The organism is Streptomyces sp. D2-8, from assembly GCF_023184515.1.
In the GTDB taxonomy this organism is placed as follows: Bacteria; Actinomycetota; Actinomycetes; order Streptomycetales; family Streptomycetaceae; genus Streptomyces.
In genome coordinates this window covers 131,140-156,122 of record NZ_JAAHBP010000011.1, presented here as the reverse complement: position 1 = coordinate 156,122, position 24,983 = coordinate 131,140, and the positions used below count along the sequence as shown (strand labels likewise).

The 24,983-nt window shown below is 69.6% G+C and carries 26 protein-coding genes and 2 pseudogenes; 12 read left to right on the top strand and 16 right to left on the bottom strand.

Annotated elements, in window-relative coordinates; all coding sequences use genetic code 11:
* Window positions 1-43 precede the first annotated feature (43 nt).
* Both G3I77_RS21185 and mca read right to left on the bottom strand, forming a co-directional pair.
* Window positions 44-337, bottom strand: coding sequence for a hypothetical protein (locus G3I77_RS21185; protein ID WP_248506032.1), 294 nt, complete (start codon window positions 335-337; stop codon window positions 44-46).
* Complete coding sequence (gene mca, locus G3I77_RS21180; protein ID WP_248506031.1) at window positions 330-1,211, bottom strand: mycothiol conjugate amidase Mca; 882 nt, start codon at window positions 1,209-1,211, stop codon at window positions 330-332. Before mca ends, G3I77_RS21185 begins: the two co-directional genes overlap by 8 nt.
* 147 nt (window positions 1,212-1,358) lie before the next feature.
* Here mca and G3I77_RS21175 point away from each other — a divergent pair, with 147 nt between their 5' ends.
* Together G3I77_RS21175 and greA are read left to right on the top strand one after the other, a co-directional pair.
* The gene (locus G3I77_RS21175; protein ID WP_248506030.1) at window positions 1,359-1,757 is read left to right on the top strand and encodes a DUF4307 domain-containing protein; all 399 of its coding nucleotides are present in this window, start codon (window positions 1,359-1,361) and stop codon (window positions 1,755-1,757) included.
* A 178-nt stretch (window positions 1,758-1,935) separates the two neighbouring features.
* A complete protein-coding gene (gene greA / locus G3I77_RS21170) occupies window positions 1,936-2,433 on the top strand; it encodes a transcription elongation factor GreA (RefSeq protein ID WP_248506029.1) in 498 nt (165 codons plus the stop codon).
* Window positions 2,434-2,488: 55 nt separating this feature from the next.
* Here greA and G3I77_RS21165 read toward each other — a convergent pair whose 3' ends face one another.
* A complete protein-coding gene (locus G3I77_RS21165; RefSeq protein WP_248506137.1) occupies window positions 2,489-3,226 on the bottom strand; it encodes an ABC transporter permease in 738 nt (245 codons plus the stop codon).
* 138 nt (window positions 3,227-3,364) lie between these two features.
* Window positions 3,365-4,762, bottom strand: coding sequence for a recombinase family protein (locus tag G3I77_RS21160; protein WP_248506028.1), 1,398 nt, complete (start codon window positions 4,760-4,762; stop codon window positions 3,365-3,367).
* A gap of 709 nt (window positions 4,763-5,471) precedes the next feature.
* On the opposite strand from G3I77_RS21160, the gene G3I77_RS21155 reads away from it, so the two are divergent.
* Window positions 5,472-6,167: an alpha/beta hydrolase gene (locus tag G3I77_RS21155; protein WP_248506027.1), complete on the top strand. Its 696-nt coding sequence runs from the start codon at window positions 5,472-5,474 to the stop codon at window positions 6,165-6,167.
* Between the two features lie 39 nt (window positions 6,168-6,206).
* On the opposite strand, the pseudogene G3I77_RS21150 reads toward G3I77_RS21155, so the two are convergent.
* The 5 genes and pseudogenes from G3I77_RS21150 to ilvA all read right to left on the bottom strand — a co-directional run.
* Window positions 6,207-6,371: pseudogene (locus tag G3I77_RS21150) on the bottom strand (replication initiator); the annotation flags it as partial.
* Between the two features lie 309 nt (window positions 6,372-6,680).
* Complete coding sequence (locus tag G3I77_RS21145; protein WP_308311408.1) at window positions 6,681-7,481, bottom strand: ABC transporter permease; 801 nt, start codon at window positions 7,479-7,481, stop codon at window positions 6,681-6,683.
* Entirely contained in the window at window positions 7,478-7,681 is a 204-nt protein-coding gene (locus G3I77_RS21140) for an integral membrane transport protein (protein WP_248506026.1), read from the bottom strand. The genes G3I77_RS21145 and G3I77_RS21140 overlap by 4 nt, the downstream gene beginning before the upstream one ends.
* Complete coding sequence (locus G3I77_RS21135) at window positions 7,678-8,655, bottom strand: ATP-binding cassette domain-containing protein (protein WP_248506025.1); 978 nt, start codon at window positions 8,653-8,655, stop codon at window positions 7,678-7,680. The genes G3I77_RS21140 and G3I77_RS21135 overlap by 4 nt, the downstream gene beginning before the upstream one ends.
* 151 nt (window positions 8,656-8,806) lie before the next feature.
* Window positions 8,807-10,036, bottom strand: coding sequence for a threonine ammonia-lyase (gene ilvA / locus G3I77_RS21130; RefSeq protein WP_248506024.1), 1,230 nt, complete (start codon window positions 10,034-10,036; stop codon window positions 8,807-8,809).
* A gap of 163 nt (window positions 10,037-10,199) precedes the next feature.
* On the opposite strand from ilvA, the gene G3I77_RS21125 reads away from it, so the two are divergent.
* The 3 genes from G3I77_RS21125 to G3I77_RS21115 all read left to right on the top strand — a co-directional run bounded on the left by G3I77_RS21125 (window position 10,200) and on the right by G3I77_RS21115 (window position 11,668).
* A complete protein-coding gene (locus G3I77_RS21125) occupies window positions 10,200-10,706 on the top strand; it encodes a MarR family winged helix-turn-helix transcriptional regulator (RefSeq protein ID WP_248506133.1) in 507 nt (168 codons plus the stop codon).
* 184 nt (window positions 10,707-10,890) lie between these two features.
* Window positions 10,891-11,394 (top strand): sigma factor-like helix-turn-helix DNA-binding protein, encoded by a 504-nt coding sequence (locus tag G3I77_RS21120; protein WP_248506023.1) that lies wholly within the window; start codon window positions 10,891-10,893, stop codon window positions 11,392-11,394.
* A 25-nt stretch (window positions 11,395-11,419) separates the two neighbouring features.
* Window positions 11,420-11,668, top strand: a complete 249-nt coding sequence (locus tag G3I77_RS21115; protein ID WP_248506021.1) for a hypothetical protein — start codon at window positions 11,420-11,422, stop codon at window positions 11,666-11,668.
* 18 nt (window positions 11,669-11,686) lie between these two features.
* On the opposite strand, the gene G3I77_RS21110 is transcribed toward G3I77_RS21115, so the two are convergent.
* Window positions 11,687-12,841 carry a cystathionine gamma-synthase gene (locus G3I77_RS21110; protein WP_248506018.1) on the bottom strand — a complete coding sequence of 385 codons (1,155 nt, stop codon included), beginning with the start codon at window positions 12,839-12,841 and terminating at the stop codon, window positions 11,687-11,689.
* 118 nt (window positions 12,842-12,959) lie between these two features.
* On the opposite strand from G3I77_RS21110, the gene G3I77_RS21105 reads away from it, so the two are divergent.
* The 5 genes from G3I77_RS21105 (at window position 12,960) to G3I77_RS21085 (ending at window position 17,189) form a co-directional block, all read left to right on the top strand.
* Window positions 12,960-14,078 (top strand): hypothetical protein, encoded by a 1,119-nt coding sequence (locus tag G3I77_RS21105; protein ID WP_248506016.1) that lies wholly within the window; start codon window positions 12,960-12,962, stop codon window positions 14,076-14,078.
* Window positions 14,079-14,159: 81 nt separating this feature from the next.
* Window positions 14,160-14,828 carry a peptide-methionine (S)-S-oxide reductase MsrA gene (msrA, locus tag G3I77_RS21100; protein ID WP_248506013.1) on the top strand — a complete coding sequence of 223 codons (669 nt, stop codon included), beginning with the start codon at window positions 14,160-14,162 and terminating at the stop codon, window positions 14,826-14,828.
* A gap of 37 nt (window positions 14,829-14,865) precedes the next feature.
* A complete protein-coding gene (locus G3I77_RS21095) occupies window positions 14,866-15,177 on the top strand; it encodes a hypothetical protein (RefSeq protein ID WP_248506011.1) in 312 nt (103 codons plus the stop codon).
* A 62-nt stretch (window positions 15,178-15,239) separates the two neighbouring features.
* Complete coding sequence (locus G3I77_RS21090; protein WP_248506009.1) at window positions 15,240-16,370, top strand: AI-2E family transporter; 1,131 nt, start codon at window positions 15,240-15,242, stop codon at window positions 16,368-16,370.
* A 123-nt stretch (window positions 16,371-16,493) separates the two neighbouring features.
* Window positions 16,494-17,189, top strand: coding sequence for a DUF4389 domain-containing protein (locus G3I77_RS21085; protein ID WP_248505987.1), 696 nt, complete (start codon window positions 16,494-16,496; stop codon window positions 17,187-17,189).
* Between the two features lie 6 nt (window positions 17,190-17,195).
* Here G3I77_RS21085 and G3I77_RS21080 read toward each other — a convergent pair.
* The 4 genes and pseudogenes from G3I77_RS21080 to G3I77_RS21065 all read right to left on the bottom strand — a co-directional run.
* Window positions 17,196-17,540: pseudogene (locus G3I77_RS21080) on the bottom strand (IS200/IS605 family accessory protein TnpB-related protein); the annotation flags it as partial.
* A 21-nt stretch (window positions 17,541-17,561) separates the two neighbouring features.
* A complete protein-coding gene (locus G3I77_RS21075; protein WP_248505984.1) occupies window positions 17,562-18,323 on the bottom strand; it encodes an SDR family oxidoreductase in 762 nt (253 codons plus the stop codon).
* A gap of 91 nt (window positions 18,324-18,414) precedes the next feature.
* On the bottom strand, window positions 18,415-18,798 hold the full coding sequence (locus tag G3I77_RS21070) for a VOC family protein (RefSeq protein WP_248505983.1): 384 nt from the start codon (window positions 18,796-18,798) through the stop codon (window positions 18,415-18,417).
* 146 nt (window positions 18,799-18,944) lie between these two features.
* Entirely contained in the window at window positions 18,945-19,985 is a 1,041-nt protein-coding gene (locus tag G3I77_RS21065) for an NAD(P)-dependent alcohol dehydrogenase (RefSeq protein WP_248505982.1), read from the bottom strand.
* Between the two features lie 181 nt (window positions 19,986-20,166).
* Between G3I77_RS21065 and G3I77_RS21060 the strand changes: the two genes are divergently transcribed.
* On the top strand, window positions 20,167-21,081 hold the full coding sequence (locus tag G3I77_RS21060; protein ID WP_248505981.1) for a helix-turn-helix domain-containing protein: 915 nt from the start codon (window positions 20,167-20,169) through the stop codon (window positions 21,079-21,081).
* Window positions 21,082-21,092: 11 nt separating this feature from the next.
* On the opposite strand, the gene G3I77_RS21055 is transcribed toward G3I77_RS21060, so the two are convergent.
* Window positions 21,093-21,605: a hypothetical protein gene (locus tag G3I77_RS21055; RefSeq protein ID WP_248505980.1), complete on the bottom strand. Its 513-nt coding sequence runs from the start codon at window positions 21,603-21,605 to the stop codon at window positions 21,093-21,095.
* 71 nt (window positions 21,606-21,676) lie between these two features.
* Window positions 21,677-24,931: a S8 family serine peptidase gene (locus tag G3I77_RS21050; protein ID WP_282573620.1), complete on the bottom strand. Its 3,255-nt coding sequence runs from the start codon at window positions 24,929-24,931 to the stop codon at window positions 21,677-21,679.
* Between the last annotated feature and the right edge of the window lie 52 nt (window positions 24,932-24,983).

Genomic DNA, 24,983 nt, shown 5'->3' with positions numbered 1-24,983 from the left:
GTGCCGGGCCACCGACGGGTGGCGTCCCCTGGGGCTCGGGGCGTCAGCCCTGCTTCTTGCCTCCCTGGCCGGAGGGCTCCGCTTGCGCGGATTCCGGCTGGGACGGTTCCGCCGGGGACTGCTCCGGCTGTGCGGCCTCCGGGTCCGGGACCTGGGTGAAGTCGACCCGGTTCATGTGCCGGTTCATGGACTTCATCAGGGCCCACACCGCCAGGGCCATCGCCGCGAAGACGATGAAGCCGAGGACGCCGGGGGTGACCTTGTCCTCGTCGACCTCCTTGGCGAAGGAGACGAGGTGCGTCATTGCCAGGCTTGCGCTTGCGCTCATGTCAGGCATTGTCGCGGATGCCCGCAAAGAGGTCGTCCTCGGGGAGGGAGGTATCGACGAGGGCCTTCGCCAGCTCGTACTCCTCCGTCGGCCAGACCTCCTTCTGGATCTCCATGGGCACCTTGAACCAGCCCCCGTCCGGGTCGATCTGCGTGGCGTGGGCGATCAGGGCCTTGTCGCGGATCTCGTAGAACTCGGCGCAGGGGATGTGCGTGGTGAGTGTGCGCTGCTTCATGCCGAACTCTTCCCAGCGCTTGAGCCAGTCCCCGTAGGGGGACTCCATGCCGCGGTCGAGCATCGCCTGGTGCAGGGCCTCGGTGCGCGGGCGGTTGAAGCCCTGGTTGTAGTAGAGCTTCCGCGGCTGGTAGGCGGGGCCGTACTCCGCCTCCGAGTACTTCTCGGTGTCCGCCGCCCCCTCGAACGCCACCATGGAGATCTTGTGGGTCATGATGTGGTCGGGGTGCGGGTAGCCGCCGTTCTCGTCGTAGGTGGTGATCACCTGGGGGCGGAAGGCGCGGATCCTGCGCACCAGCTCACCGGCCGCGTGGTCCACGTCCTCCAGGGCGAAGCAGCCCTCCGGCAGCGGCGGCAGCGGGTCGCCCTCGGGCAGTCCGGAGTCGACGAAGCCGAGCCACTCCTGCTTGACCCCGAGGATCTCGCGGGCCTCGTCCATCTCCTTCTTGCGTACCTCGTGGATGTGCTCCTCGATGTACGCGTCGCCCTGCAGTTTCGGATTGAGGATGGAGCCGCGCTCCCCGCCCGTGCAGGTCACGACCAGCACGTCCACCCCCTCGGACACGTACTTCGCCATGGTCGCCGCGCCCTTGCTCGACTCGTCGTCGGGGTGTGCGTGAACGGCCATCAGTCGCAACTGGTCAGTCAAGACTCAATCCTCAGTAAGTCGGCGCCCTGTGTGCGTCGGCGCAGTCAGCGGCTTCTATAGTGACCGAACCGGGGGGCGAATAATTCCGGGGCCCGGTCCTGGAGCCCCTTCCGGGACCTCCGTCCCGGCCCTGCCAGGAGGACGATCATGAGTACGGTGAGCACGCGACTGCCCGAGGGCCGTTACGGCCGTTCCTCGGACGAGCGCGCCGACCGCACGCTCAAGGTCGTGGGCGCCGTCCTCGCGGTGGCGCTGCTGGGGCTCGTCGGCTGGTTCGGCTATCACTACGTCGCCCAGAACGAGATCAGCGCCGAGGTGATCAGCTTCGAGCCGGGCAAGGAGTCCGTGCAGGTGCATCTGGAGGTCCGCAAGGACGCCGGCACCGACGGCTACTGCACCGTGCGCTCGCAGGCCGAGAACGGGGCCGAGGTGGGCCGGGCCGACTTCCGCTTCGACGGGGACGGGACCCGCATCGACAAGGTCGTCACGCTCCGCACGACCTCCCCGGGGACGACGGCCGAGCTGCTGGGCTGCCACGCAGGCTGACCGCAACCTGTGTCACCTGGAATACGTAGCGGCTGACCTGCATTGACGTGAATCTGGCGGCTTATGTCCTCCCCCTTGGGCCCCTGAATTGTTAGGCTCGTGGTTTCGCCCTTCCGTGAAGGAACATTCTTCTGGGTAGGGCGATGCTTTGTATTCCCAGTACCTACGAGGAGCACCTGTGACCCAGACCAGCGAGAACGTCACCTGGCTGACCCAGGAGGCGTACAACAAGCTCAAGGCTGAGCTTGAGTACCTTACTGGTCCCGCGCGTGCGGAGATCTCGGCGAAGATCGCCGCGGCGCGCGAGGAGGGCGACCTGCGCGAGAACGGCGGGTACCACGCGGCCAAGGAGGAGCAGGGCAAGCAGGAGCTCCGCGTGCGCCAGCTCACCCAGCTCCTCGAAAGCGCCAAGGTCGGAGAGGCGCCTGCGGCGGACGGCGCGGTGGCGCCCGGCATGGTCGTCACGATCGCGTTCGACGGCGACGAGGACGACACGCTGACGTTCCTGCTCGCCTCCCGCGAGTACGCGAGCTCCGACATCGAGACGTACTCGCCGCAGTCCCCGCTGGGCACCGGCGTGATGGGCCACAAGGTCGGCGAGGACGCCGAGTACGAACTGCCGAACGGCAAGAAGGCCGCGGTGAAGATCCTCAAGGCCGAGCCGTACGAGGGCTGACCGGCCACTCGAGCCCTGATGTGCCCCCGGAGCCGCCGCGGCTCCGGGGGCATTGTCATGCCGTCGCCGAGCGGTACTTGCGCACCGCCAGGGTCCGGAAGACCACCAGGATCAGGATCGAGCAGATCAGCGAGGCCCACACGGGGTGCTGCATGGGCCAGGCGTCCGACTGGGACTGGCCCGGGTTGGCGAACAGCACCCGGCAGGCCTGGACCGTGGCGCTGAAGGGGTTCCACTCGGCGATGTGGCGCAGCCACGGGGTCATGTGGCTGGTGTCCACGAAGGCGTTCGAGATGAACGTGACCGGGAAGAGCCAGATCAGGCCGCTGGAGGTGGCCGCCTCGGGGGTCCGGACGGACATGCCGATCAGGGCGCCGATCCAGGTGAACGCGTAGCCGAGCAGGAGCAGCAGGCCGAAGGCGGCGAGGACCTTGGCGGCGTTGGTGCTGCCGTCCGACCCGACGCGCCAGCCGACCAGGAGGGCGACCACGGCGAGGACCACCAGGGTCAGGGCCGTCTGCACGGAGTCGGCGAGGGTGCGCCCGCTGAGCACCGCGCCGCGTGCCATGGGCAGGGAGCGGAAGCGGTCGATGAGGCCCTTGTGCATGTCGTCGGCGATACCGGCGCCGGAGCTGGCGGTGGCGAACGTGACGGTCTGCGCGAAGATGCCCGCCATCAGGAAGTTCTTGTAGTCGGCGGCGCTGGTGCTGTTGCCGATCTGCATGGAGCCACCGAAGACGTAGGTGAACAGCACCACGAACATGATCGGCTGGATCAGCCCGTAGATGATCATCTCGGGAGGCTTGTCCACCCGTACCGGCCAGGTTGCAACTCGGGGTAGCGCCCGCTTCTCCGTCTGAGCTGCACTTGCGATCGTGGTCGCGCTCCCCCGCCACCTGGGCAGCGGTGAACTTCGGATCAACCGCACCGGTCACCAGCATCCGAGGCAGCACATACGAAGGCGGCACAGAAACCGCCGCATAGCGACGCGGCTGCGCTCCTGAAACAGTTCCTCCTCCTGCTGCCTCAGCTCCGCCTTCAGCTCTTCGATCAGGGCAGCATCATCCTCGTCGTCCTCAGCGGAGGCCAGGAGCAATGCGATCTTGCGCTTACGGCTCGACCGCTTCTTCTCAAGCTGCTCGTCCAGCTCGGCCAGTCGACGCCGGTAGGAAGCAGCTCGTTCGGGAACGCTGCCCAGCCACTCGGCGATCAGCCTGTGAAGCTTCGTCTTGTCTTCCAGCAGGCCTTCAATCTCGGACCAGACAGCCGCGTCGACGTCCGCAACCGGTAGCTCCCAGCAATCCTCATGGCTCTGAGATGCTCCGCCTTCGACGCGACCGCCCATGCAGCGGTAGTAACGGCCGCTGGCGATGCTGCTGCCGGTCCGGTGCGCCCCGCACACGCTGATGAGGCGGTTGGACAGCAGGTACCGAGAGTGCGCGCCCTTGACACGCTTGCCTCGATTGATGGCAACGCGCAGTTGCTCGATGCGTTCCTCGGGCAGCGGCTTCGGGACATCGATTCGGAAGGTCGTGGTGATCGGGTCGCCATCCTCGTTCTCGCCCGTGAAAACGAACTCGACGTAGCCGCGAAGGCTGGCCTCGATGCGCCGACCGAGGTTGCCTCCTACCCACGGCTTGCCGTTGCGCTGGGTGTAACCGAGTGCGTTGAGGTGGCGGGCCCCGTCCCCCTGCGTCACGGGTTCAGGCGAATCAATCATGAAGTCGGCGTACGCCTCGATCTGCCTGACCTCATCGGGATTGAGCACAGGGTTTCCGTCCGAGTCGAGCATGATGCCGAAGGGCGGCTCACCCAGTGGCCAGCCCCCAGCGGCAGCCTTCTGCATCCGACCGCCCATGGTGCGTTCGAGAATCAAGGCGTGCTCAACCTCGGCCATGTAGGCGAGGAGGGAGAGTTGGATGCCGAACATCTCGTCGTCGGAGTCGATACGGCCGTCAGCAGTGGCGACACGGACGCCGCGGTCAGTGACGTCGTAGACCCAACGATGGATGTTCTTCATCGTGCGGCCGATGCGGTCGAGCTTGCCGAAGACGACCAAGTCAACCTTGCCGCCCATGATGTCGGCGGTCAGACGGTCAAGGTCGTCACGATTGGCGAGCTTTCCTGAAACGCCACCGTCAATGTACACATCAGCAACGACGTATTTCTGTCCACGCATGGCGTAGGCAAGCCAGGCCCGGCACTGATCTTCCTGGACCTTCAGGCCGTAACCTTCAAGCTGCTGCATCGTGGAAACGCGCAGATAGATTGCGACGCGGATAACACCGTGTCCACTCCGGCGCCCGCGCATGACGGTACCCTTCCCCATGTCAGCCCCTCCGTGACTGGCAGGCTGGTCCGCGACGGCCTGGCCCCAGGGGGCGGCCACCCCCTGGGGTCTCCATGTGATGCCCCCTCAGCTTAGCGTTCCTAAACGCTACTCGACAGGTGATCTAGAAGAAATCATGCTTCTCTCATCTCTGTTGGACAGGCGCCCAAACAATATGTCAGCAAGACGCTGCTGTTCGTTTTCTCCCCACTCAACAGCACGCCAGCGAGAGACCACTTCACCAGACTGAAGTTGCTTCTTCTTCGGGCAGCTCATGCGCACCGCCCCTGTTCCTGCACGGCCTCGCGAGCGAACTCCCGGTTTTGCGTGAGATCTTCCGCAATTCCGGCGGTAAGTTGGGCAGCACCAGGAGTATGACCGGATCCGACGTAGCGCCGGCGCCTATCGGTGACCGTGTTAGCAAGAAACGCGGTCCGCGCGGCGGCCGGCCGCCGAAGTTCGACCCGCACGACTACAAGGCTCGGCACGCGGTCGAGTGCGGCATCAATCACCTCAAAAGGAACCGGGCTGTGGCCACGAGGTACGACAAGCTCGCGGTCCGCTACGAGGCCACCGTCCTCGTAGCTGCCATCAACGAATGGTTGTGAACGGCCGTGCTCTGGCGGCACGTGAGCTTCTTCGAAGCGAAGCGTTCTGCTGTCGGCCAAGACTGTCGCGCCTCCGATGGCATGGGCGACAGGATCGTCACATGCAGCCGATCTTCGTTCTCGTGCACAGTCCGTCCGTAGGCCCCTCGACCTGGCATGCTGTAGCCGAACACCTGACGACGGCGGGATACCAGGTACGGGTCCCCTCCCTGTTACACATAGGCGCCGGCGCTCCCCCCTTCTGGCCCCGCATCGTCGATGCCGTCCGCGACGACCTCCGGCAGCTCCCGGCCGACAGTCCCGTCACGTTGGTGGCACACAGCAACGCGGGCCTGTTTCTCCCGGCGATCCGCTCGGGCCTCGACCATCCGGTGGTCAGCTCCATCTTCGTCGATGCCGCGCTGCCAGCCCGGACCGGACCGACCCCTGTCGCCACCCCCGACTTGCTGGAGTTCCTCCGCCCGATGGCGGTGAACGGCAGGCTGCCGCGCTGGACCGACTGGTGGGACGAGGCAGACATCGCACCCATGTTCACCGATCCGACGATGCGGCAGACAGTCATCGAGGAGCAGCCCGCCCTGCCGCTGTCCTACTACGAGCAGCACATCCCGGTCCCCGACGGCTGGGATGACCATCCTTGCTCCTACTTGCTGTTCGGCCCTCCGTATGACGACCTCGCCGACCAGGCGGGCGAACGCGGCTGGCGCGTGGCACACCTGCCTGGCGCACACCTCCATCAGATCATCGACCCTGTTGGCACAGCCCGGCACCTCGCCGAGCTCGCCGCTACAACTTGATCCACTTTCGATACACGCGCTAGGCGCGTCGACGTGGCCCTTGTGGTGTGCCCGGTCAGCGCGAAGCGCCGCGTACGTGGTCGAGTAGGCACGGGACTTCGTCAGGACGTGGCCCCGGTAGCCCAGGGTGTGAGCCCAAGCGTGGAGGCGTAGATTCAGCTCAGCTCCTGTGTCGTTGAGCCCAGCAGCCCGGCACGCAGCCCCCGCTACCCGCGCAGCCGCCGACGACGTGAACCCCTCTTCCGATCGAGCAGCGTCAACCGCCGTGCCCGTACCAGCTCCCCTAGTCGCGCGCGATCAACCAGCACACGCCCAGGGTGACCAACCCCGCATGCACCGGACACGACCAAGACCGTACCCAGCGAAGCCAGCCGTAACGAGCCGCAGAGGCATAGAAGGAACCCCCTCCATCTCCTTGGAGGGGGCTTCGACGTGGGTTGTTTCGCCTTGTCAATGAGGCTCGTAGGCCAGCTGAAGCCTGACCACTTTGGCGAACAGGATTCGGCGGAGCGTTCAACCGGCCGCCCGGCGGTACTTACGGACCGCGAGTGAACGGAAGATCAGGATGATCACGACCGACCAGATCAGCGAGGCCCACACGGGGTGCTGCATGGGCCAGGCGTCGGGCGTCTGGAAGCCCGGGGGGAGGTTGCCGAACAGTTCGCGGCACGCCTGCACAGTGGCGCTGAACGGGTTCCACTCCGCGATGTGCCGCAGGAAGGTCGGCATCTGGTTCGCGTCCACGAACGCGTTCGAGATGAACGTCAGCGGGAACAGCCAGATCAGGCCACCCGAGGTCGCCGCTTCAGGAGTGCGCACGGACAGCCCGATGAGCGCGCCAATCCACGAGAACGCGTATCCGAGCAGCAGAAGCAGGCCGAATCCGACGAGTACCTTGCCGAAGTTCTCGTGCGTACGCCAGCCGACCAGCACGGCGACGACCGCGAGGACGAGCAGGGTCAGCCCTGTTTGGACCAGGTCGGCTAGGGTGCGCCCCGTCAGGACCGCGCCGCGCGCCATGGGCAGGGAGCGGAAGCGGTCGACGAGGCCCTTGTGCATGTCGTCGGCGATGCCCGCACCAGCACCCGCCGTAGCGAACGTGACGGTCTGGGCGAAGATGCCAGCCATCAGGAACTCGCGGTAGGCCTGGGTGGAACTGGACGTGCCGACCTGGATCGAGCCGCCGAAAACGTAAGTGAACAGCACCACGAACATGATGGGTTGGAGTAGCCCAAAAACTAGCATTTCGGGAATCCGGCCCATGCGAATCAGATTCCTACGGGCGATGACCGCGGAATCGCTGATGGCGCTCACTTCACCTGCTCCTTCGAGGTGTCGGTGCGCCGGTCTTGGGTGCGCAGCGAGATGGATCCTGGCCGATACGAGCGAACAGGATTCGGGATCCGGGACATGCGGATCAGGTTGCGCTGGGCGACGACCATCGAGTCCCTGATCGACTGGCTGACCGGGTTCGTGGCCGGTGCGACCCGCACGGTGTCGGTGACGGCGCTCACTGGGCGGCCTCCTTGTCGTTCTCCACGTCCTTGGCCTCGGCCACGTGTCCCGTGAGGGACAGGAAGACGTCGTCGAGGGTCGGCCGGCGCAGGCCGATGTCGTCGATCTCGATGCCCCGGGTGTCCAGTTCGCGGATGACCTCGGCGAGGAGCTTGGCGCCGCCGGTCACGGGGGCGGTGAGCTTGCGCATGTGCTCCTCGACGGTGGTCTCGCCCTTGCCGAAGCCGGCGAGGACCTCGGAGGCGGCCTGGATGTGCTCGCGCTGGTGCACCACGACCTCGACGCGCTCGCCGCCGGTGCGGGCCTTGAGCTGGTCGGAGGTGCCCTGGGCGATGACCTTGCCGTGGTCGACCACCGCGATGTCGTGGGCCAGGTGGTCGGCCTCCTCCAGGTACTGCGTGGTCAGCAGCAGCGTCGTACCGCCGGAGACCAGTTGCTTGATGACCTCCCACAGCTGCTGGCGGTTGCGGGGGTCGAGGCCGGTCGTCGGCTCGTCCATGAACATCACGGGCGGCGAGACGACCAGGGCCGCCGCGAGGTCGAGGCGGCGGCGCATGCCGCCCGAGTAGGTCTTGGTGGGGCGGTCCGCGGCGTCCGTGAGGTGGAACTGCTCCAGCAGCTCGGCCGCGCGCTCCTTCGCCGCCTTCGCCCGTATCTGGTAGAGCCGGCCGACCATCTGGAGGTTCTCCCGGCCGGTCAGGTATTCGTCGACCGCCGCGAACTGGCCGGACAGGCCGATGGAGCGGCGGACCGCGTCGGGCTGTTCGAGCACGTCGATTCCCGCGACCACCGCCCGGCCGCTGTCGGGCCGCAGCAGGGTGGTCAGGCAGCGGACGGTGGTGGTCTTGCCCGCGCCGTTCGGCCCGAGCAGGCCGAGGACCGTGCCCTCGGGCACGTCGAGGTCGACGCCGTCCAAGGCCTTGACGTCACCGAAGGTCTTGACCAGACCTTCGGCGTAGATGGCGCCTGGCATATGAGTCTCCACGTCTTCGGGGATGACCGGACAGACGTCCGGTGAGGTTTCTCACCGACACACCATAACGCGATGTATCGCGTCTCACAATGAGTTTCTCCGCGTTGCGCTCCGTGAGACGAAAGGATCTTCGAACGGCGCGGGAGCCGGGTCAGCCGATGACCGTGTAGCCCGCCTCGCGCAGCGCCTGCCCCACCTCGGCGCAGTGCGCCGGGCCCTTCGTCTCCAGGTGCAGCTCGACCTCCGCCTCCGTGAGCCCGAGCCGTGGGTCGGTTCGCACATGGCTCACATCGAGGACGTTAGCGTCGACCACTGACAACGCGCCCAGAAGAGTGGCGAGAGCACCGGGCCGGTCCGTCAGCCGCAGCCGGACCGCCAGGTAGCGGCCCTGCGCGGCCATGCCGTGCCGCAGCACCCGCTCCATCAGCACCGGGTCGACGTTGCCGCCGGACAGCACCGCGACGACCGGGCCCTCGAAGGCGCCGGGCTCGCTCAGCAGCGCCGCGACCGGGCTCGCCCCGGCCGGTTCCACGACCAGCTTGGCCCGCTCCAGGCACAGCAGCAGCGCGGCGGACAGCTCGTCCTCGCTGACCGTGCGCACCTCGTCGACCAGCTCGCCGATGATGCCGAACGGCACGTCACCCGGCCGCCCGACCTTGATGCCGTCGGCCATCGTCGCCGGGTTCTCGACCGACACCGGCCGGCCCGCCGCCAGCGAGGGCGGGTAGGCCGCCGCGCCCGCCGCCTGCACACCCACGACCCTCACCTCCGGCCGCAGGGACTTCACCGCCACCGCGATCCCGGCGGCCAGCCCGCCCCCGCCGATGCCGACGAGGATCGTGCGCGCCTCGGGGCACTGCTCCAGGATCTCCAGGCCCACCGTGCCCTGGCCCGCGATGATGTCGGGGTGGTCGAAGGGGTGGATGAACACCGCGCCCGTCTCGGCCGCGTACTCCTGAGCGGCGGCCAGCGTCTCGTCGACCACCTGGCCGTGCAGCCGCACCTCCGCCCCGTAGTCCCGGGTGGCGCTGACCTTCGGCAGCGGGGCGCCCTTCGGCATGAACACCGTGGAGCGCACGCCGAGCAGGGAGGACGCGAGGGCGACGCCCTGCGCGTGGTTGCCGGCGCTCGCGGCGACGACACCGGCGGCGCGCTCCTCCGGCAGCAGACCGGCGATCCGGACGTAGGCGCCACGCAGCTTGAACGAGCCCGTCCGCTGGAGGTTCTCGCACTTGAGATGCACCGGCGCACCGACCATCTGGGACAGGTGCCTGCTGCCCTCCATCGCGCTCACCCGCGCCACACCCGCGAGCATCTTCTGCGCTCCGCGCACATCGTCGAGGGTGACGGGCCGAAAGGAGTCAGCCGTGCTGTAGCTCATGACTCCAGCATCGCAGTTCACAGGCGGGAACGACCGTAGTGACCAACCTCCGAGACCCGCTTTGCACAGCGCCGGTACGACCTGCCTTCCGGCCGCGTACCCTGTCCCCCAATCTGCCAGCCCTCCACGAAGTGAGCCCCCGGCGATGCCCACAACACCTGAAATGTCGATGGACATGACGACCGTCGGTGACACCGGTCTTCTCGACACGCTGCAGCACGAGGTGGCGCTGTTCGCCCGCCGTGCCGAACAGACCCGGCTCGGCGGAGTCGGGCAGGTGCGCAACTCCATGGACCGCGCCGCGTACCTGCTGCTCAACCGCCTCGACAAGGAAGGCCCGATGGGCGTCAAGGCGCTCGCCGCGAGCATGGGGATCGACTCGTCGACGGTCACCCGGCAGGTGGCTCCGCTCGTCGACACCGGCCTGGTCAAGCGCACCTCGCACCCCGAGGACGGGCGCGCGGTGGTGCTGCAACTGTCCCCGCGCGGGCAGGCCCGCCTGGAGGAAGTGCGCTCCTCCCGGCGCCAGTTGATGGCCGAGCTGACCCACGACTGGGAGCCCGAGGAGCGCGAGGCGTTCTGCGACCTCCTCACGCGCTTCAACACCGCGCTGTCCTCCCGGATGGCGGCGCAGGGGGTGCCGGGGCCGGAGGCACAGTCGGCATCCTGACCGCCCGGCGGCCGGGCCCTGCCGCCGTACGGCACGACGACCGCGGCCCCACGCGTGCGTGGCGCCACCCGAACCGTGCGCGGCTCTTGACCTCGGGGCCGTCGCCGGCCTGATATGAGACCGGGCCCCCGTCGCGCGCGTCCGGGGCCCGCATCCTCAGGGTCGCCGTCAGGCGGGAGGCGCGGTGCTGGAGCGGCATGCGTCCCGGGCAACCCGTCGCGCCCGGGAGTTCGAGGCGTTCGTCGCGGGCGCGGCCGGGCGGCTGCTGCATGCCGCCACGCTGCTCACCGCGGAGGCCCCCGACGACAACCCCCGCGCGCGGCGCCTGCTGACGCTGGCCCTGGCGCACACGTACGCGCGCTGGGACCGGCTGCACGGCGAGGACCCGTACGACCGCACCCGCTCGTACCTGGCGACCCGCTTCGCGCGCGGCGCGTGGCACCACCACGGCGCACTCGGCCGCTCCCGGCCGCACCCCGCGAGCCCTCTGGCCCCGCTGACCCCGCAGGAACGGCTGATCCTGGTGCTCAGGCTCCACGAAGGCGTCGCCGAGGAGCAGACGGCGGCCCTGCTCGGCCTGTCCCCGGAGCGGGTCCGGGCGGTCTGCCACCGGGCGACGTCGGCCCTGCTGCACCGGCCGCGGGGCCCGGCGCCCGCGGTGACGGCCGCGAAGACGGTGCCGTCATGAGCCCGGCCGGCGAGCGGAGGGCGGCATGAGCGGGAACGACCGCGACGCGGCCGTACGCCGCCTCCTGGAGCAGGCGCCACGGCCCCTGCCGCCCGAGATCCACACGGAGGCGGTGCGCCGCGGCGGCCGCATGCTGCGACGCAGGACGCTCGCCCGCCGCGCGATGTGGCTGCTGCTGTGCGCGGCGGCCGTGGCGTTCGCGGTGTGGGCGCTGACGGCCCGCCCGTGGGTGGAGCCGCCGTCCGACACGACTCCACCCCTCACCGGCTGGTGACCCTGCGCAGGCCCAGGCCTAGCCGAGCGCCTGCTGGAGGTCCTCCAGCAGGTCGTCGGCGTTCTCGATGCCCACCGACAGCCGCACCAGGTCGGCGGGGACCTCGAGGGCCGAGCCGGCCACGGAGGCGTGCGTCATGCGGCCGGGGTGCTCGATCAGCGACTCGACGCCGCCCAGGGACTCGCCCAGCGTGAAGATCTTGGCGCGGTTGCAGACCTCGACGGCCGCCTCCTCGCCGCCCTCGACGCGGAAGGAGACCATGCCGCCGAACGCCTTCATCTGCTTGGCGGCGACCTCGTGACCGGGGTGCTCCGGCAGGCCCGGGTACAGCACGCTCGTCACGCGCGCGTGCCGGGTGAGCATGTCGGCGACCTTGACGGCGTTCTCGCTGTGCCGGTCCATGCGCACGGAGAGGGTCTTGGTGCCGCGCAGCACCAGCCAGGAGTCGAAGGGCCCGGCGACCGCGCCCATCGCGTTCTGGTGGAAGGCCAGTTCCTCGCCCAGGCCGGCGTCGCCGGTGATCAGGGCGCCGCCGACGACGTCGGAGTGGCCGCCCATGTACTTGGTCAGCGAGTGCACGACGATGTCCGCGCCCAGCGCCAGGGGCTGCTGGAGGTAGGGCGTGGCGAAGGTGTTGTCGACGACGAGGCGGGCGCCCGCGTCCCGCGCGACCTGGGCGACGGCGGCGATGTCGGTGATGCCGAGGAGCGGGTTGGAGGGGGTCTCCACCCAGACGACCTTGGTCTTCGGGGTGACGGCGGCCCGCACGGCGGCCGGATCGCTCGTGTCGGCGACCGACCACTCCACACCCCAGCGTGCGACGACCTTGGCGAACAGGCGGAACGTGCCGCCGTACGCGTCGTTCGGGATGACCACGTGGTCACCGGGGCTGAGCAGCGTACGCAGCAGGCAGTCCTCGGCCGCCAGCCCGGACGCGAACGCGAGACCGCGGCGGCCGCCCTCCAGGGCGGCGAGGTTCTCCTCCAGCGCGGTCCTGGTGGGATTGGCGCTGCGGCTGTACTCGTAGCCGCCGCGCAACCCGCCGACGCCGTCCTGCTTGTAGGTCGAGACCTGGTAGATCGGCGGGACGACCGCGCCCGTCAAGGGGTCGGCGGTATTGCCCGCGTGGATCGCGAGCGTCTCGAAGTGCTGACTGATGTGCCTGTCGCTCATGGGCACCGAGGGTAGTGCGCCGACGCGAAGAGTGCCGGGGGACGGGACAGCGCGGGGTTTTCCACAGGTTCCGGGAGCAGGTTGGCCAATTGTCGGCGCGGTCTGGTTCGCTTGTCGCATGGAGATTCTCTGGGTCCTGATCGCGCTGGTCATGCTGGGCTTCGTGCTGCTCCCCTTCCTGCGGCGCAGGCGCGGTGCGATAGGGCTGGTCTCGCCCGACCACCCGGACGCGGCGGACCCGGCGAACTACGGCTTCGTCCTCGAGGAGGAGCTCGACATCCGCATGCCCGGCCCCGACCAGGACCTGATGGACGTCCTGGACGTGGTGCAGCGCACGCAGGACTACCGCGCCGCGCAGCAGCTCCTGGCGGGCACCGAGTCGGAGGGCGAGCGGCGCTGGCAGCGCGTGCAGGCCTTCGCGGGCGCTGCCTCGCTGGAGCTCTCGCGGCGGCCCGGCGGGGTGGGCGAGACGCCGGGCGGGCAGTGGCTGCGCGTGTGGCGGGCCGAGGCGCCCAAGGACGCGGGCGGTGCGGCGGTGCACGCCGAGTTCCTGGTGCAGCAGGCCTGGCGGACGGCGACACCGGGGACGGACGAGTTCCAGATCATCATGGAGGAGGCGAGGACGGCGTGCGGCGAGGCGGCGCTGCTCGCCCCCGGTGACCCGATCCCGTACATCGTCGAGCTGTCGGTGGCCCGCGGTCTCGGCTACTCCCAGAAGGACTTCGAGCAGATCTGGCTGAAGATCCTGGACCGCGCCCCGGCCCACATGGGGGCGCACCTGGCCGCGCTGCACTACTGGTGCGAGAAGTGGCACGGCTCGCGCGCGGAGGCGTACTCGTTCGCCGAGGCCGCGGCGGCCCGGGCGCCCCGGGGCTCCCTCCTCTCGGCGATGCCTCTCTTCGCGGTGTTCGAGCACCTCCCCGAGGTGACCCTCGTCGCGAACTTCTGGCAGAGCGAGGTCGTCACGAAGGCGGTGCACGGCGCGCTGCACGCGGTGCACTCGGCCCGCCCCGACGACCCGATGCTGGCGCATGTGCGGCACATGCTGGTGTTCTTCCTGGTCCGCGGCGAGCGCTGGTCGGAGGCCATGAGCCAGCTGGTACACATCGACGGCCACGTGGGTGCCCTGCCCTGGACCCTGTCCGCCGACCCGGCGGCGGAGTTCGCGGTGTACCGGGCGCTGGCGGTGGCGGGCTACGAGGCGAACGGCGGCAGCCCGGCGAGCCTTCCGCACTGAGCCCCGCCCGGGTCGCGGGCCCCGCCGGAATTCCGGGACGTCCCGGCACGTTGAAAGGGCGTCGCGCCGATTGGAGACCGCATGTTCCTGAACAGCCACAGGCCCCAGCTGCCCACCCCCGAGCAGGCGCTCCCCGGCCGCCCGGAGCCGGCGTTCACGGTCCCGGACCGCCACACCGTCCTCGGCAACCCCCTCCTCGGCCCCTACCCCGAGGGCCTGGAGACCGCCGACTTCGGCCTGGGCTGCTTCTGGGGCGCCGAGCGCATGTTCTGGCAGCTCCCGGCCGGTGTCTGGACGACCCTCGTCGGCTACCAGGGCGGCCACACCGAGAACCCGACGTACGAGGAGGTCTGCTCGGGCCTGACCGGCCACACCGAGGTCGTGCGCGTGGTCTTCGACCCGGAGCAGATCTCGTACGAGCGCCTCCTGAAGACGTTCTGGGAGTCCCACGACCCCACGCAGGGCTTCCGCCAGGGCAACGACATGGGCACGCAGTACCGCTCGGCGATCTACACCCACACCCCCGGGCAGGCGGCCACCGCCACGTCCTCCCGCGCGTCGTACCAGAAGGTCCTCGCGTCCTCCGGCTACGGCGACATCACCACGGAGATCGTCCCGACCGAGGGCCGCCCCTTCTACCCGGCGGAGGGCTACCACCAGCAGTACCTGGACAAGAACCCCGCGGGCTACTGCGGCATCGGCGGCACGGGAGTGTCCTGCCCGATCGGTGTGGCCCGGGCCGGTGGGTGAACCTCCGGGCCCTGCCGCGGCCTTGGGCGGGGGCTGGATGTTCGAAGAGAATCTGCGGCCGTTCTGCGAGTCGGTCGCGGAATTCTGCGGCTACGGCTTCGACGACTCGGACTGGCAGGCCATCGAGAACGCCCTCCCCGGCACGGACGTGGAGAGGCCCGGCGGCTGGTACGACTACCCGCCGGCGGGCCGGACACCGATGACCCTGCTGGTCGCGGACGACCCCGGCTCGTCCGTCGTCTTCGTCCGGCTCACGGGGGAACCCGATGACCGCACGCGGGCGCAGATCGAAGCGGCACTGCACATCTTCTCCCTGTACCGCGTCCGCTGTCTCGGCAGCCGGGGGTGACGGCCGGGTTCGGAGGGGGGCGGGGCTGCTGCCGGTGTGCTCTCAGCCCATAGGGTGCCTGCGTGACTGCGCCCCTGAATTCCGAGAGATCCCGTGCCGCGTTGCGGATATCCGCGCGGGTTTCCGCCGAGTTGCTGCTGGTGTTCGCCTTGTCGGCCGTGGCGTTGTGGTTGCTGGGCCGGATGTGGTCGGTGGTGTGGCCGCTCGTGGTCGGGCTGCTGCTGACCACGCTGACCTGGCCCGCGGCCCGGTTCCTGCGCCGGCGCGGGTGGGCGCCGGCGCTGGCCGCGTCGGTCGTGACCGTGACGTTCCTGGTGGTCGCCGCGGGTGTGGTGGCGCTGATCGCCGTGCCGGTGGCGTCCCAGTCCGGGGAGCTGACCGACGGAGTCGTGGAGGGCATCCAGCGGCTGCGCGAGTGGGCCGCCGGGCCGCCGTTGAACATCGGGGACGCGCAGATCAACAAGGCCTTCGACAGCGCGGTCTCCCGCGCCCAGGAGGGCGTCGGCAGCATGGTGGGCGCTGTCGTCACGGGTGTCAGCACCGTGGTGAACGGCGTCGTCACCGCCGTCCTCGCGCTCTTCCTGATGTTCTTCTTCCTCAAGGACGGCCCTCGGTTCCTGCCGTGGCTGTCCCGTCAGCTGCCCGGCCGGTTCGCCACCGACGTCCCGGTCGTGTTCACGCGGGGCTGGACCACCCTGGGCTCCTTCGTGCGGTCCCAGGCGGCCGTCGGCCTGCTCGACGCCGTTCTGATCGGCCTGGGCCTGTGGATCCTGGGCATCCCGCTGGTGCTTCCGCTGGCCGTGCTGACCTTCGTCTCGGCGTTCGTGCCGATCGTCGGCGCCCTGTTCGCCGGTTTCGTCGCGGTCCTCATCGCCCTGGTCTACAACGGCCTGACGGACGCGCTGATCGTGCTGGCGATCATCATCGTGGTGCAGCAGCTGGAGGGCAACGTCTTCCAGCCCATGATCCAGAGCCGCGGGCTCGGCCTGCACGCGGCCGTGGTGCTGCTGGCGGTGACCCTGGGCGGCAGCCTGGCCGGCATCGTGGGCAGCCTGCTCGCCGTGCCCCTCGCCGCGCTGATCGCGGTGGTCTGGAACTACGTGCGCGAGCAGCTCGTCGATCCACCGGGCGCACCAGGGGCCGGCGAACCGGGGGCCGACGAGCCGGACCCGGGAGCCGCCGTCCCGTCGTAGCGGCAACGCCGTAGCGGCACCGTCGTAGCGGCTCCGTGGCGGCACCCGACGCGCGAACGGCCCCGCTCAGGTCGCGGGGCTTCGCCTCGCTTGCGAGTCTGCAGGCGAAAGGAGAGCCGCCCCATGATTCCTGTCGCCGCGTCACCCGTGCGTCTCGAGGCGTCTGTCGATTCCCGTCTGTCCCGGTGGATGTGGCTGGTGAAGTGGCTGCTCGCCATCCCGCACTACATCGTGCTGGTGTTCCTGTGGATCGCGTTCGCCGTCGTGACCGTGATCGCCTTCTTCGCCATCCTGTTCACCGCCCGCTACCCCCGCGCCCTCTTCGACTTCAACGTCGGCGTGCTGCGCTGGAACTGGCGGGTCAGCTACTACGCGCACACCGCGCTCGGCACCGACCGTTACCCGCCGTTCACCCTCGCCGACGTGCCCGACTACCCGGCGCACTTCGACGTCGCCTACCCCGAGCGGCTGTCCCGCGGACTGGTCCTGGTGAAGTGGTGGCTGCTGGCCATCCCGCAGTACATCGTCGTCGCGATCTTCACCGGGGGCGGCTGGGACGACGATGGCGACTGGCGCGGCGGCGGGCTGATGCCGTTTCTCTCCCTCGTCGCCGTCGTCATCCTGCTCTTCACCGCCCGCTACCCGCGCCACCTCTTCGACTTCCTGATCGGCCTCGCCCGCTGGGCGGCCCGGGTGACGGCCTACGCCACCCTGCTGACGGACCAGTACCCGCCGTTCCGGCTCGACATGGGCGGGCAGGAGCCCCCACCGGCGTCACCGCCCGCATCGCCGCCGGTCTCCCCGCTGACCAAGACCTGACCGTTCCTAATCAGTGAGCAGGAGTGAGTCTTGGACCCATTCCTGGTCACTGCGGACATCCCGAACGGTTGTGGATGTCCTGGTTGCCCGCGTACTCGCCGCGTCCGGCGGCACGGATCGTGTCCGTGGTCCGGGGACGCGGGGGCGGGGTCCCTCACGTCCAGGGGCACGCCGGTCGGCCTGGATGGTCCGATGCCCGTGCACATCGCTCTGGTGTGAACGGGGCGGTGTCGTCCGTCGCCGGATCGGGTGCCCTTGGGCGCGTCGTCCGATCGCGATGCTCGCCGCATCGTGCCGGGTGGTCTTACGGTTGGGGCCGGCCATCGGCTTTTGCCAGTGCTGGGCGCCCCACTACGGGCCGGAGCAGGACTCCTAGCCCAGCCTCTCCCGCAGGAACTCCTCCCAGGTCCGCTTCGCTGCCTCCGCCCCCTCCAGCGTCAGGTTCGCCCCGGCCCGGTACGCCCGCCCCGCCTTCCCGGGGATGCGCACCGGCAGCATGAGGCGGCGCCTGCCGCGCAGGCGGAGGTAGGGGCGGGCCAGGGCGGCGAGGTCGTAGAGGTGCGGCCCGGTCAGGGCCGGGACCAGGCCGGACGGGGCGCCAAGGGTCAGTTCCGCGAGGCGGGCGGCGACCTCGCGCGAGTCCACCGGCTGGAGCCGCATGCCGCCCGGGACCGGGAAGACCGGCAGCTTCGCCATCTTCTCGACCATGGTCAGCACGAGGTCGTGGAACTGGGCCGCGCGCAGGGTCGTCCACGGGATGCCCGAGTCCGCGACGGCTCGCTCCGCCTCGAGTTTCGTCCGCATCCAGGCCAGCGGCACCCGGTCCGCGCCGATCACCGAGATGTGGACCAGGTGCCGTACGCCGGCCCCGGACGCGGCCCGTACCAGGGCGCGGGTCGCCTCGTCGTCGCCCTTGGGGCCGCCCGCCAGGTGCAGCACGGTCTGCGCGCCGTCGACGGCGGCCTCGACACCCTCGCCCGTCAGCAGGTCGCCGGTGACGTACTCGATGCCGTCCGCGGCGGGGCGGGCGTGCCGGGTGAGGATCCGCACGTCGTGGCCGGAGGCGCGCAGCAGCGGGACCACGCGGGCGCCGAGGGTGCCCGTGCCGCCGGTGACCAGGATCGGTGATGTCATGGCTGTTCCCCGGTTCTTCGTCGTGTGATGTCGCCTTCGCCGGTATGACGCGCGGCGGCACGACGATGTGACGAGCGGGGGTGCGGACGGTTCAGCGGCCGCTGCCGTAGGGCCTCGTGATGATCTCCAGGCGGTGGCCGTCGGGGTCGTCGAAGTAGGCCCCACGGCCGCCGTCGTTGTGGTTGATCTCGCCGGGGCGGCTGTGGAACGGGTCCGCCCAGTACGTCAGGCCGGCCTCCTGGATACGGCCGAAGATCTCGTCGAACTCGTCCTCCGAGACGAGGAAGGCGTAGTGCTGCGGCGTGATGGCACCCGGGATGTCCATGAAGTCGAGGGTCACGCCGTTGGGGAGCTCGACCGGGAGGAACGGGCCGTAGGGCGGACTGACGTCGAGCCCCAGGAGGTCGGCGAGGAACCGGGCCGAGGCGCGCTTGTCATGGGCGACGACGATGGTGTGGTTCAGCTGCACGGTCATGGTGGGCCTCCCCTGGCGTACCTGGCGAACCCCCCTGCTGCACTCCCTCGTGTACCCCGCGTGCACCCGGTCGTGCATCACGAGAGTGCCCTGGGGGCCCCGGCGCACGGCCGGGGCCCCCAGGACTGCTGCACAAAGGCCGGTTGTCAGATCGTCGCCGTGTCGATCACGAACCGGTAGCGCACGTCGCTGGCCTGGACCCGGTCATACGCCTCGTTGATCTGGTCGCCGCTGATCAGCTCGATCTCGGCGCCGAGGCCGTGCTCGGCGCAGAAGTCCAGCATCTCCTGGGTCTCCGCGATACCGCCGATCATGGAACCGGCGAGGGTCTTGCCGCCGCCGATCACCGAGAAGAGGTTGAGGGAGACGGGCTCCTCGGGGGCGCCGACGTTGGCCAGCGTGCCCTCGGTCTTCAGCAGCGACAGGTAGGCGTTGAAGTCCAGCGGGGCGGAGACCGTGGACACGATCAGGTCGAACGTGCCGGCCAGCTCCTCGAAGGTCTTCGGGTCGCTGGTGGCGTAGTAGTGGTCCGCGCCCAGCCGCCGGCCGTCCTCCTGCTTGCGCAGGGACTGCGACAGCACGGTCACCTCGGCGCCGAGCGCGTGGGCGATCTTCACGCCCATGTGGCCGAGGCCGCCCAGGCCGACGATCGCGACCTTCTTGCCGGGGCCGGCACCGAAGCGCCGCAGCGGGGAGTAGAGGGTGATGCCGGCGCACAGCAGCGGGGCGGCGACGTCGAGCGACAGGCCGTCGGGGATGCGGACGACGAAGTTCTCGTCGACGACGACGGTCTGCGCGTAGCCGCCGTAGGTGGGCTCGCCGTCCTTGCCGATGCCGTTGTAGGTCTGGACGTTGCCCTGGACGCAGTACTGCTCCCGGCCGGCCTTGCAGTTCTCGCACTCGCGGCAGGAGTCGACCATGCATCCGACGCCCACGCGGTCGCCGACGGCGAACGTCGTGACGCCCGAGCCGACCGCGGAGACGACACCGGCTATCTCGTGGCCGGGAACCATCGGGAAGATCGCCTCGCCCCAGCCCTCCTGGACCTGGTGGATGTCCGAGTGACAGATGCCGGCGAACTTGATGTCGATCAGGACGTCGAACTCGCCGACCTCGCGGCGCTCGATGGTGGTGCGCTCCAGCGGAGCCTTGGGAGCGGGAGCGGCGTACGCAGCAACAGTGGTCATGCCGGGGGTTCTCCTAGCGGGGGTTGTGTGCCCGGCTGCCTTCTGGATCTTCTGACCGGGCACGATCACCAGCGTGCCCGATCCGCGAGGGCTCACCCAGACCACGCTTTTGCGTACGCACACGGTGCGTACCACTGGTGGGGTCAGGCTCGTGTGCGTACGACCGTGAATACTGGACCGCATGGACGAACAGCCCGAACCCGCACAGACGGCCGGTGGCGGCCTGGACCGGCGTGCCGAGCTCAGTGAGTTCCTGCGCACCCGGCGGGCCCGGCTGAAGCCCGAGGACGTGGGGCTGCCCGACTTCGGGCGGCGGCGGGTGCCCGGGCTGCGCCGCGAGGAGCTGGCGCAGCTGGCCGGGGTGTCCGTGGCGTACTACACGCGGCTGGAGCAGGGCAACGGCCGCAACGTCTCGGCGGAGGTGCTGGACGCGATCGCGCGCGCCCTGCGGCTGAGCGACGCCGAGCACGCGCACCTGATGCATCTGGCGAAGCCGAAGCAGCACAAGAAGAAGCCGGTGGGGCGCAGCCAGCAGGTGCGGCCGGCGCTGCGGCACCTGCTGGACTCGATCGACAGCGTCCCCGCGTACATCGTCGGGCGCCGCTCCGACATCCTGGCCTGGAACCGGATGGCCGCGGCCCTCTTCGGCGACTGGGCGGAATTGCCGGCACCGGAGCGGAACTGGGCACGGCTGGTGTTCCTGCGGCCCGAGTACCGCGAGCTGTTCGTGGAGTGGGACCAGAAGGCGGCCGACATCGTCGGCTACCTGCGCATGGACGCGGGCTGCCACCCGGACGACCCGCGGCTGTCGGCCCTGGTGGGCGAGCTCTCCGTGAAGAGCGAGGAGTTCCGCCGCCTCTGGGCCGCCCATGACGTCAAGGAGAAGAGCTACGGCGTCAAGCGCATGCGCCATCCCCTGGTCGGCGATCTGACGCTGTCCTTCGAGACGTTCCGCCTGGTCGACGACGGCGAGCAGTCCCTGGTCACGTACCACGCGGAGTCGGGCACCCCGTCGGCGGAGGCCCTGCGCCTGCTGGCGAGCTGGGGGGCGGACGCGACCCGCTCCGGATCCAGGGCGTCGACACCGTCGGAGTGAGCGGCCGCGCCTCAGTCGACGACGCCGAGGTCCTCCCGCATGAGCCTGCGCATCGCGGACAGCCGCGGCTCGGCCTCCTTCAGCTCGAGCAGGGCGTCCTCGGCGCTCTCGCCTTCCCGGGCCACGCCACGGTCGAGCCGCTTGACCGCCGCGTCGATGCCCGCGAGGACCTCGTTGACGGACCGCGAGGCCTCGAGGATCCGCTCCGGCACGATCATCTGGGCCTGCGCGTATTGGTCCCGGTAGTCGCGCCGGGTCTCTTCGAGCTGGTCGCGCTCGGCATCGCCGTAGACTCCGTCGCGAAGGCGGTGCAGGGCGTCCTTCAGGAGTGTGTGGAACTGGCGTGAGGCCCTGTTCATCGCCGTGTACGCGTCTCTGCGCTCCTCGAACCGCCGTCGCTGCTCGTCGGCCCGGGTCTCCTCGTCCCGCTGCCGTGCGGAGAGCCGCTGGCCGAGCACCGGCGCGAAGAGCGTACCGAGGACGCCCACGACAGCGGTGATCATGGCGGTCACTGCGGCGGTCATGCCAGGACCATACGGCAGACCCGCCGGGAGCAGGAGCTCCCGGCGGGCCGTCAACGCGCTTGCGCTACCGCTTACTTGCCGTAGTACGCGTTGTAGATCGAGATCGTCGACTTGTTGCCCTTCTTGTCGGCGATCTTGGCGTGGAAGGAGATGGCCTTCCCCTTCGCCGGGTTCTTGACGCTCACCTTGCCGCCCTTGACGGTGAGCTTCTTCCAGGTCTTGCCGTAGTCGTACGACACGTACACCGACAGCGACTTCAGGTTGCCGCCCTTGGCCGCGCCCTCGACGGTGACCGGGACCTTGACGGTCTTGCCGGCCGGGACCTTGCTGTCCAGCCCCGTGGTGGCGCCGAAGCGGGCCGTGGAGGCGGGCAGCTTCGTGATGTCGCTGGTCTTCTTCGAGCGGAACGTCCAGCTGGCGTCGATGCGGGTGGAGGCCGCCGCGACCTTGACGCTGCGCTTGACCGACGTCGTCAGCTTGTACTGGGCGTCACCGGCCGGCACCTTGAACTGCTTCTCGCCGAACAGCGGGTCGTCGTTGCTGCCGACCTTGGTGCCGTTGCGGTAGAGGGTCGTGTTGACCGCGGAGAACTTCGAGTAGCCCACGTTGCCCTTACCGTCGGCGAACAGCGGCAGTGAACCGTAGAGCTCGTTGCCCTCGCGGAAGACGCCGAAGTCGGCGGTGAGGCGCGGCCCGAAGACAGCCGTGTTGACGGTCTTGGAGTAGCTCTTGCCGGCCGCGTACTTCTGCGTGCCCATCGAGTAGGCGGCGTCGTCGACCGGGAAGCCGTCCGCGTCCACACCGCCGTACTGGGCGAACTCGAGATCCCACTGCACGCCGCCCTGGGCGGACAGGTGCAGCGTCCGCGTGCCGGGCAGGACCTGCGGGATGCCGATCGAGGAGGCGCTGGAGCTCCACGGCATCCAGCCCACGGCGTTGATCGCGCCCTTCTTGCCACCGGCCGCGGCACCGAGGCCGGCCTTCACCGTGGCGAGCTCGCTCGCCTTGTAGTGCTTGGTGAAACCGGTGGCGAGCTTCTTGACCGGGCCGCCGGCGATGACGTTGTACTCCTCCTTGCCGCCCTTGGACCAGTGGCCGTCCCACTGCTGGGTCACCGAACCGTCGGTGATCTGCGGGCCGACGTGGGCGCTGCGGAACGCGTCGTAGGAGTCCAGCCACCAGCCGAAGCCGTAGCTGCTGTCACCGGCCTCCACCGTGAAGTCGGCCGAGGCGAACTCCGACTTGACGCCTGCGGCCGGGACGGTGATGTCCACCGGCTTGGCCTTGCGGGCGTCCAGCGTGATCGTCGTGTTCTTGGTGACGTTCAGCTTGGGCTGGGCCAGCCAGTCGACGCCCTCGAACTTCTCCGGGTCGTCGCCCACGAAGATGTTCGTGTTGAGGATGTAGGTGCCCTTGGGCACACGGGTGGTGACGGTGCCGTCCTCCTCGTACGGCATGGCCCCCTTGCCCTTGCCCAGGCCGGCTATGCCGGTCAGGTCGGCGCTGTAGTTCTTCGCCGCCTTGCCGTCGCGGTCGAGGAACTTCAGCGTCACGTCGTACGACTCGACCTCGCGCTGCACCGCCGCCGCCGTGCGGACGCTCTGGCCGCCGCCGGTCGCCGTCACGTATGCCGAGTAGGCGCCGTCGACCGTGCCGCCCAGCTTGGTGTTGACGGTGAACGGCACGGAGGCCTTGCCGCCGGCCGGGACCGTCACCGAGGTGGCGCCGAGCTTGAAGAAGCCGGCCGGAACGGCCTGGCCCTTCGGGTTGGTGGCCGTCGACGCCAGCTTCAGCGTGACGTCCTTCGTGCCGAGGTTGCGGTACGTCAGCTCCTTGGTGACCGGCTTGTCGTCGGTGTGCGGCCACTGCTGCACCCCGAAGCTCACCGAGGCCGGCTCGGCGATCACGGACTGCTTGATGGCCTTGTCGACCTGGATCCGGCCCGAACCCTGCTGGAACGGGGTGTACTTGCCGCCCTTGGTGGAGCCGGTGAGGGCGCCCTTGAGCTCGGGGTACTTCCACTCCGGGTGCTGCTGCTTGAGGATCGCCGCCGCGCCCGCGACATGCGGGGTCGCCATCGACGTACCGGAGATCGTCATGTAGCCGGCCGGCTTCTCGCCGACCTCCTGGGCTATCAGGTTGCCCTTGGCGGAGGCCGCGGTGCTGTCCACGCCGGGCGCGGTCACGTCGGGCTTGAGGGCGCCGTCCATGCCGGGGCCGCGGCTGGAGAAGTCGGCGAGCTTGTCCTTGTCGTCGACCGCGCCGACGGTCAGGGCCGCGGCGGCGCTGCCCGGGGAGCCGACGGTCTGCTCGCCGAAGTCGCCCTCGTTGCCGGCGGCGATGGCGAACAGGACGCCCTTCTCGTCGGACAGCTTGTTCACCGCCGCTTCCAGCGGGTCGATCGCGGGCGTGTCGCCGCCGCCCAGGCTCATGTTGATGACGTCGGCGCCCTCGGCGGCCGCCCACTCCATGCCGGCGAGGACCTCGGAGTCGCTGCCGAAGCCGCTGTCGTCGAGGACCTTGCCGTTGAGGATCTTCGCGCCGGGCGCGACGCCCTTGTACTTGCCGCCGGACTTCTTGCCGGTGCCGGCCGCGATGGAGGCGACGTGCGTGCCGTGTCCGACCTTGTCGGAGGTGTCGGGCGAGGTGGTGAAGTTCTTGGCGCCGATCACCTGACCCTTGAGGTCGTCGTGGGTGGCGTCGACACCGGTGTCCAGGACGGCGATCTTGACGCCCTTGCCGTCGTAGCCGGCCGACCACGCCTTGGGCGCGCCGATCTGCGGGACGGACTTGTCGAGGCTGGCCTTGCGGACGCCGTCGAGCCAGACGTGCGCGATGCCGGAGGCGGTCTTCTCGCCGTCGGTGACCGCGTCCCAGAGCTCGGGCGTGTCCTTCTGCGGCGTCTGCACCGCGTCCGCGTTCACGGACTTCAGCGTGTGGCGCAGGGTGCCGGCGTCGCGGACGTCGGCCTTGGTGGCCGCGGCGCTGCCCTGGTAGCCGACGATGACCTTCAGGCCCTTCTTCTGGGCCTTGCGGGTCGTGGACTTGTTGAGCTCGGTGATGTCGAAGAGCCGCTGGTCGAGCTTGCCGGTGGCGACCAGGCGGGCCGCGTCGGCCGGGATGACGAGGGTATGCCCGTCGACCTTGCGGACCTGGACGGGTACGTTCTCACGGCCCTTGGCGTGCTCCAGGCCGATGACACGGCCCTTGGCGTCCAGGACGACGCGGTCGCCGGTGATCAGTGTGATGCGGTGCTTGGCGGTAAGGGACGCCGGCTTGGCGGCTGTTGCCGCCTGCTCGCCGTTGGCCGACGCCGGGCTGGTCATACCCGCCGCCAGGGCCACGGCCGCCGCTGTGGCGACTGTGGCCGCGTACGCC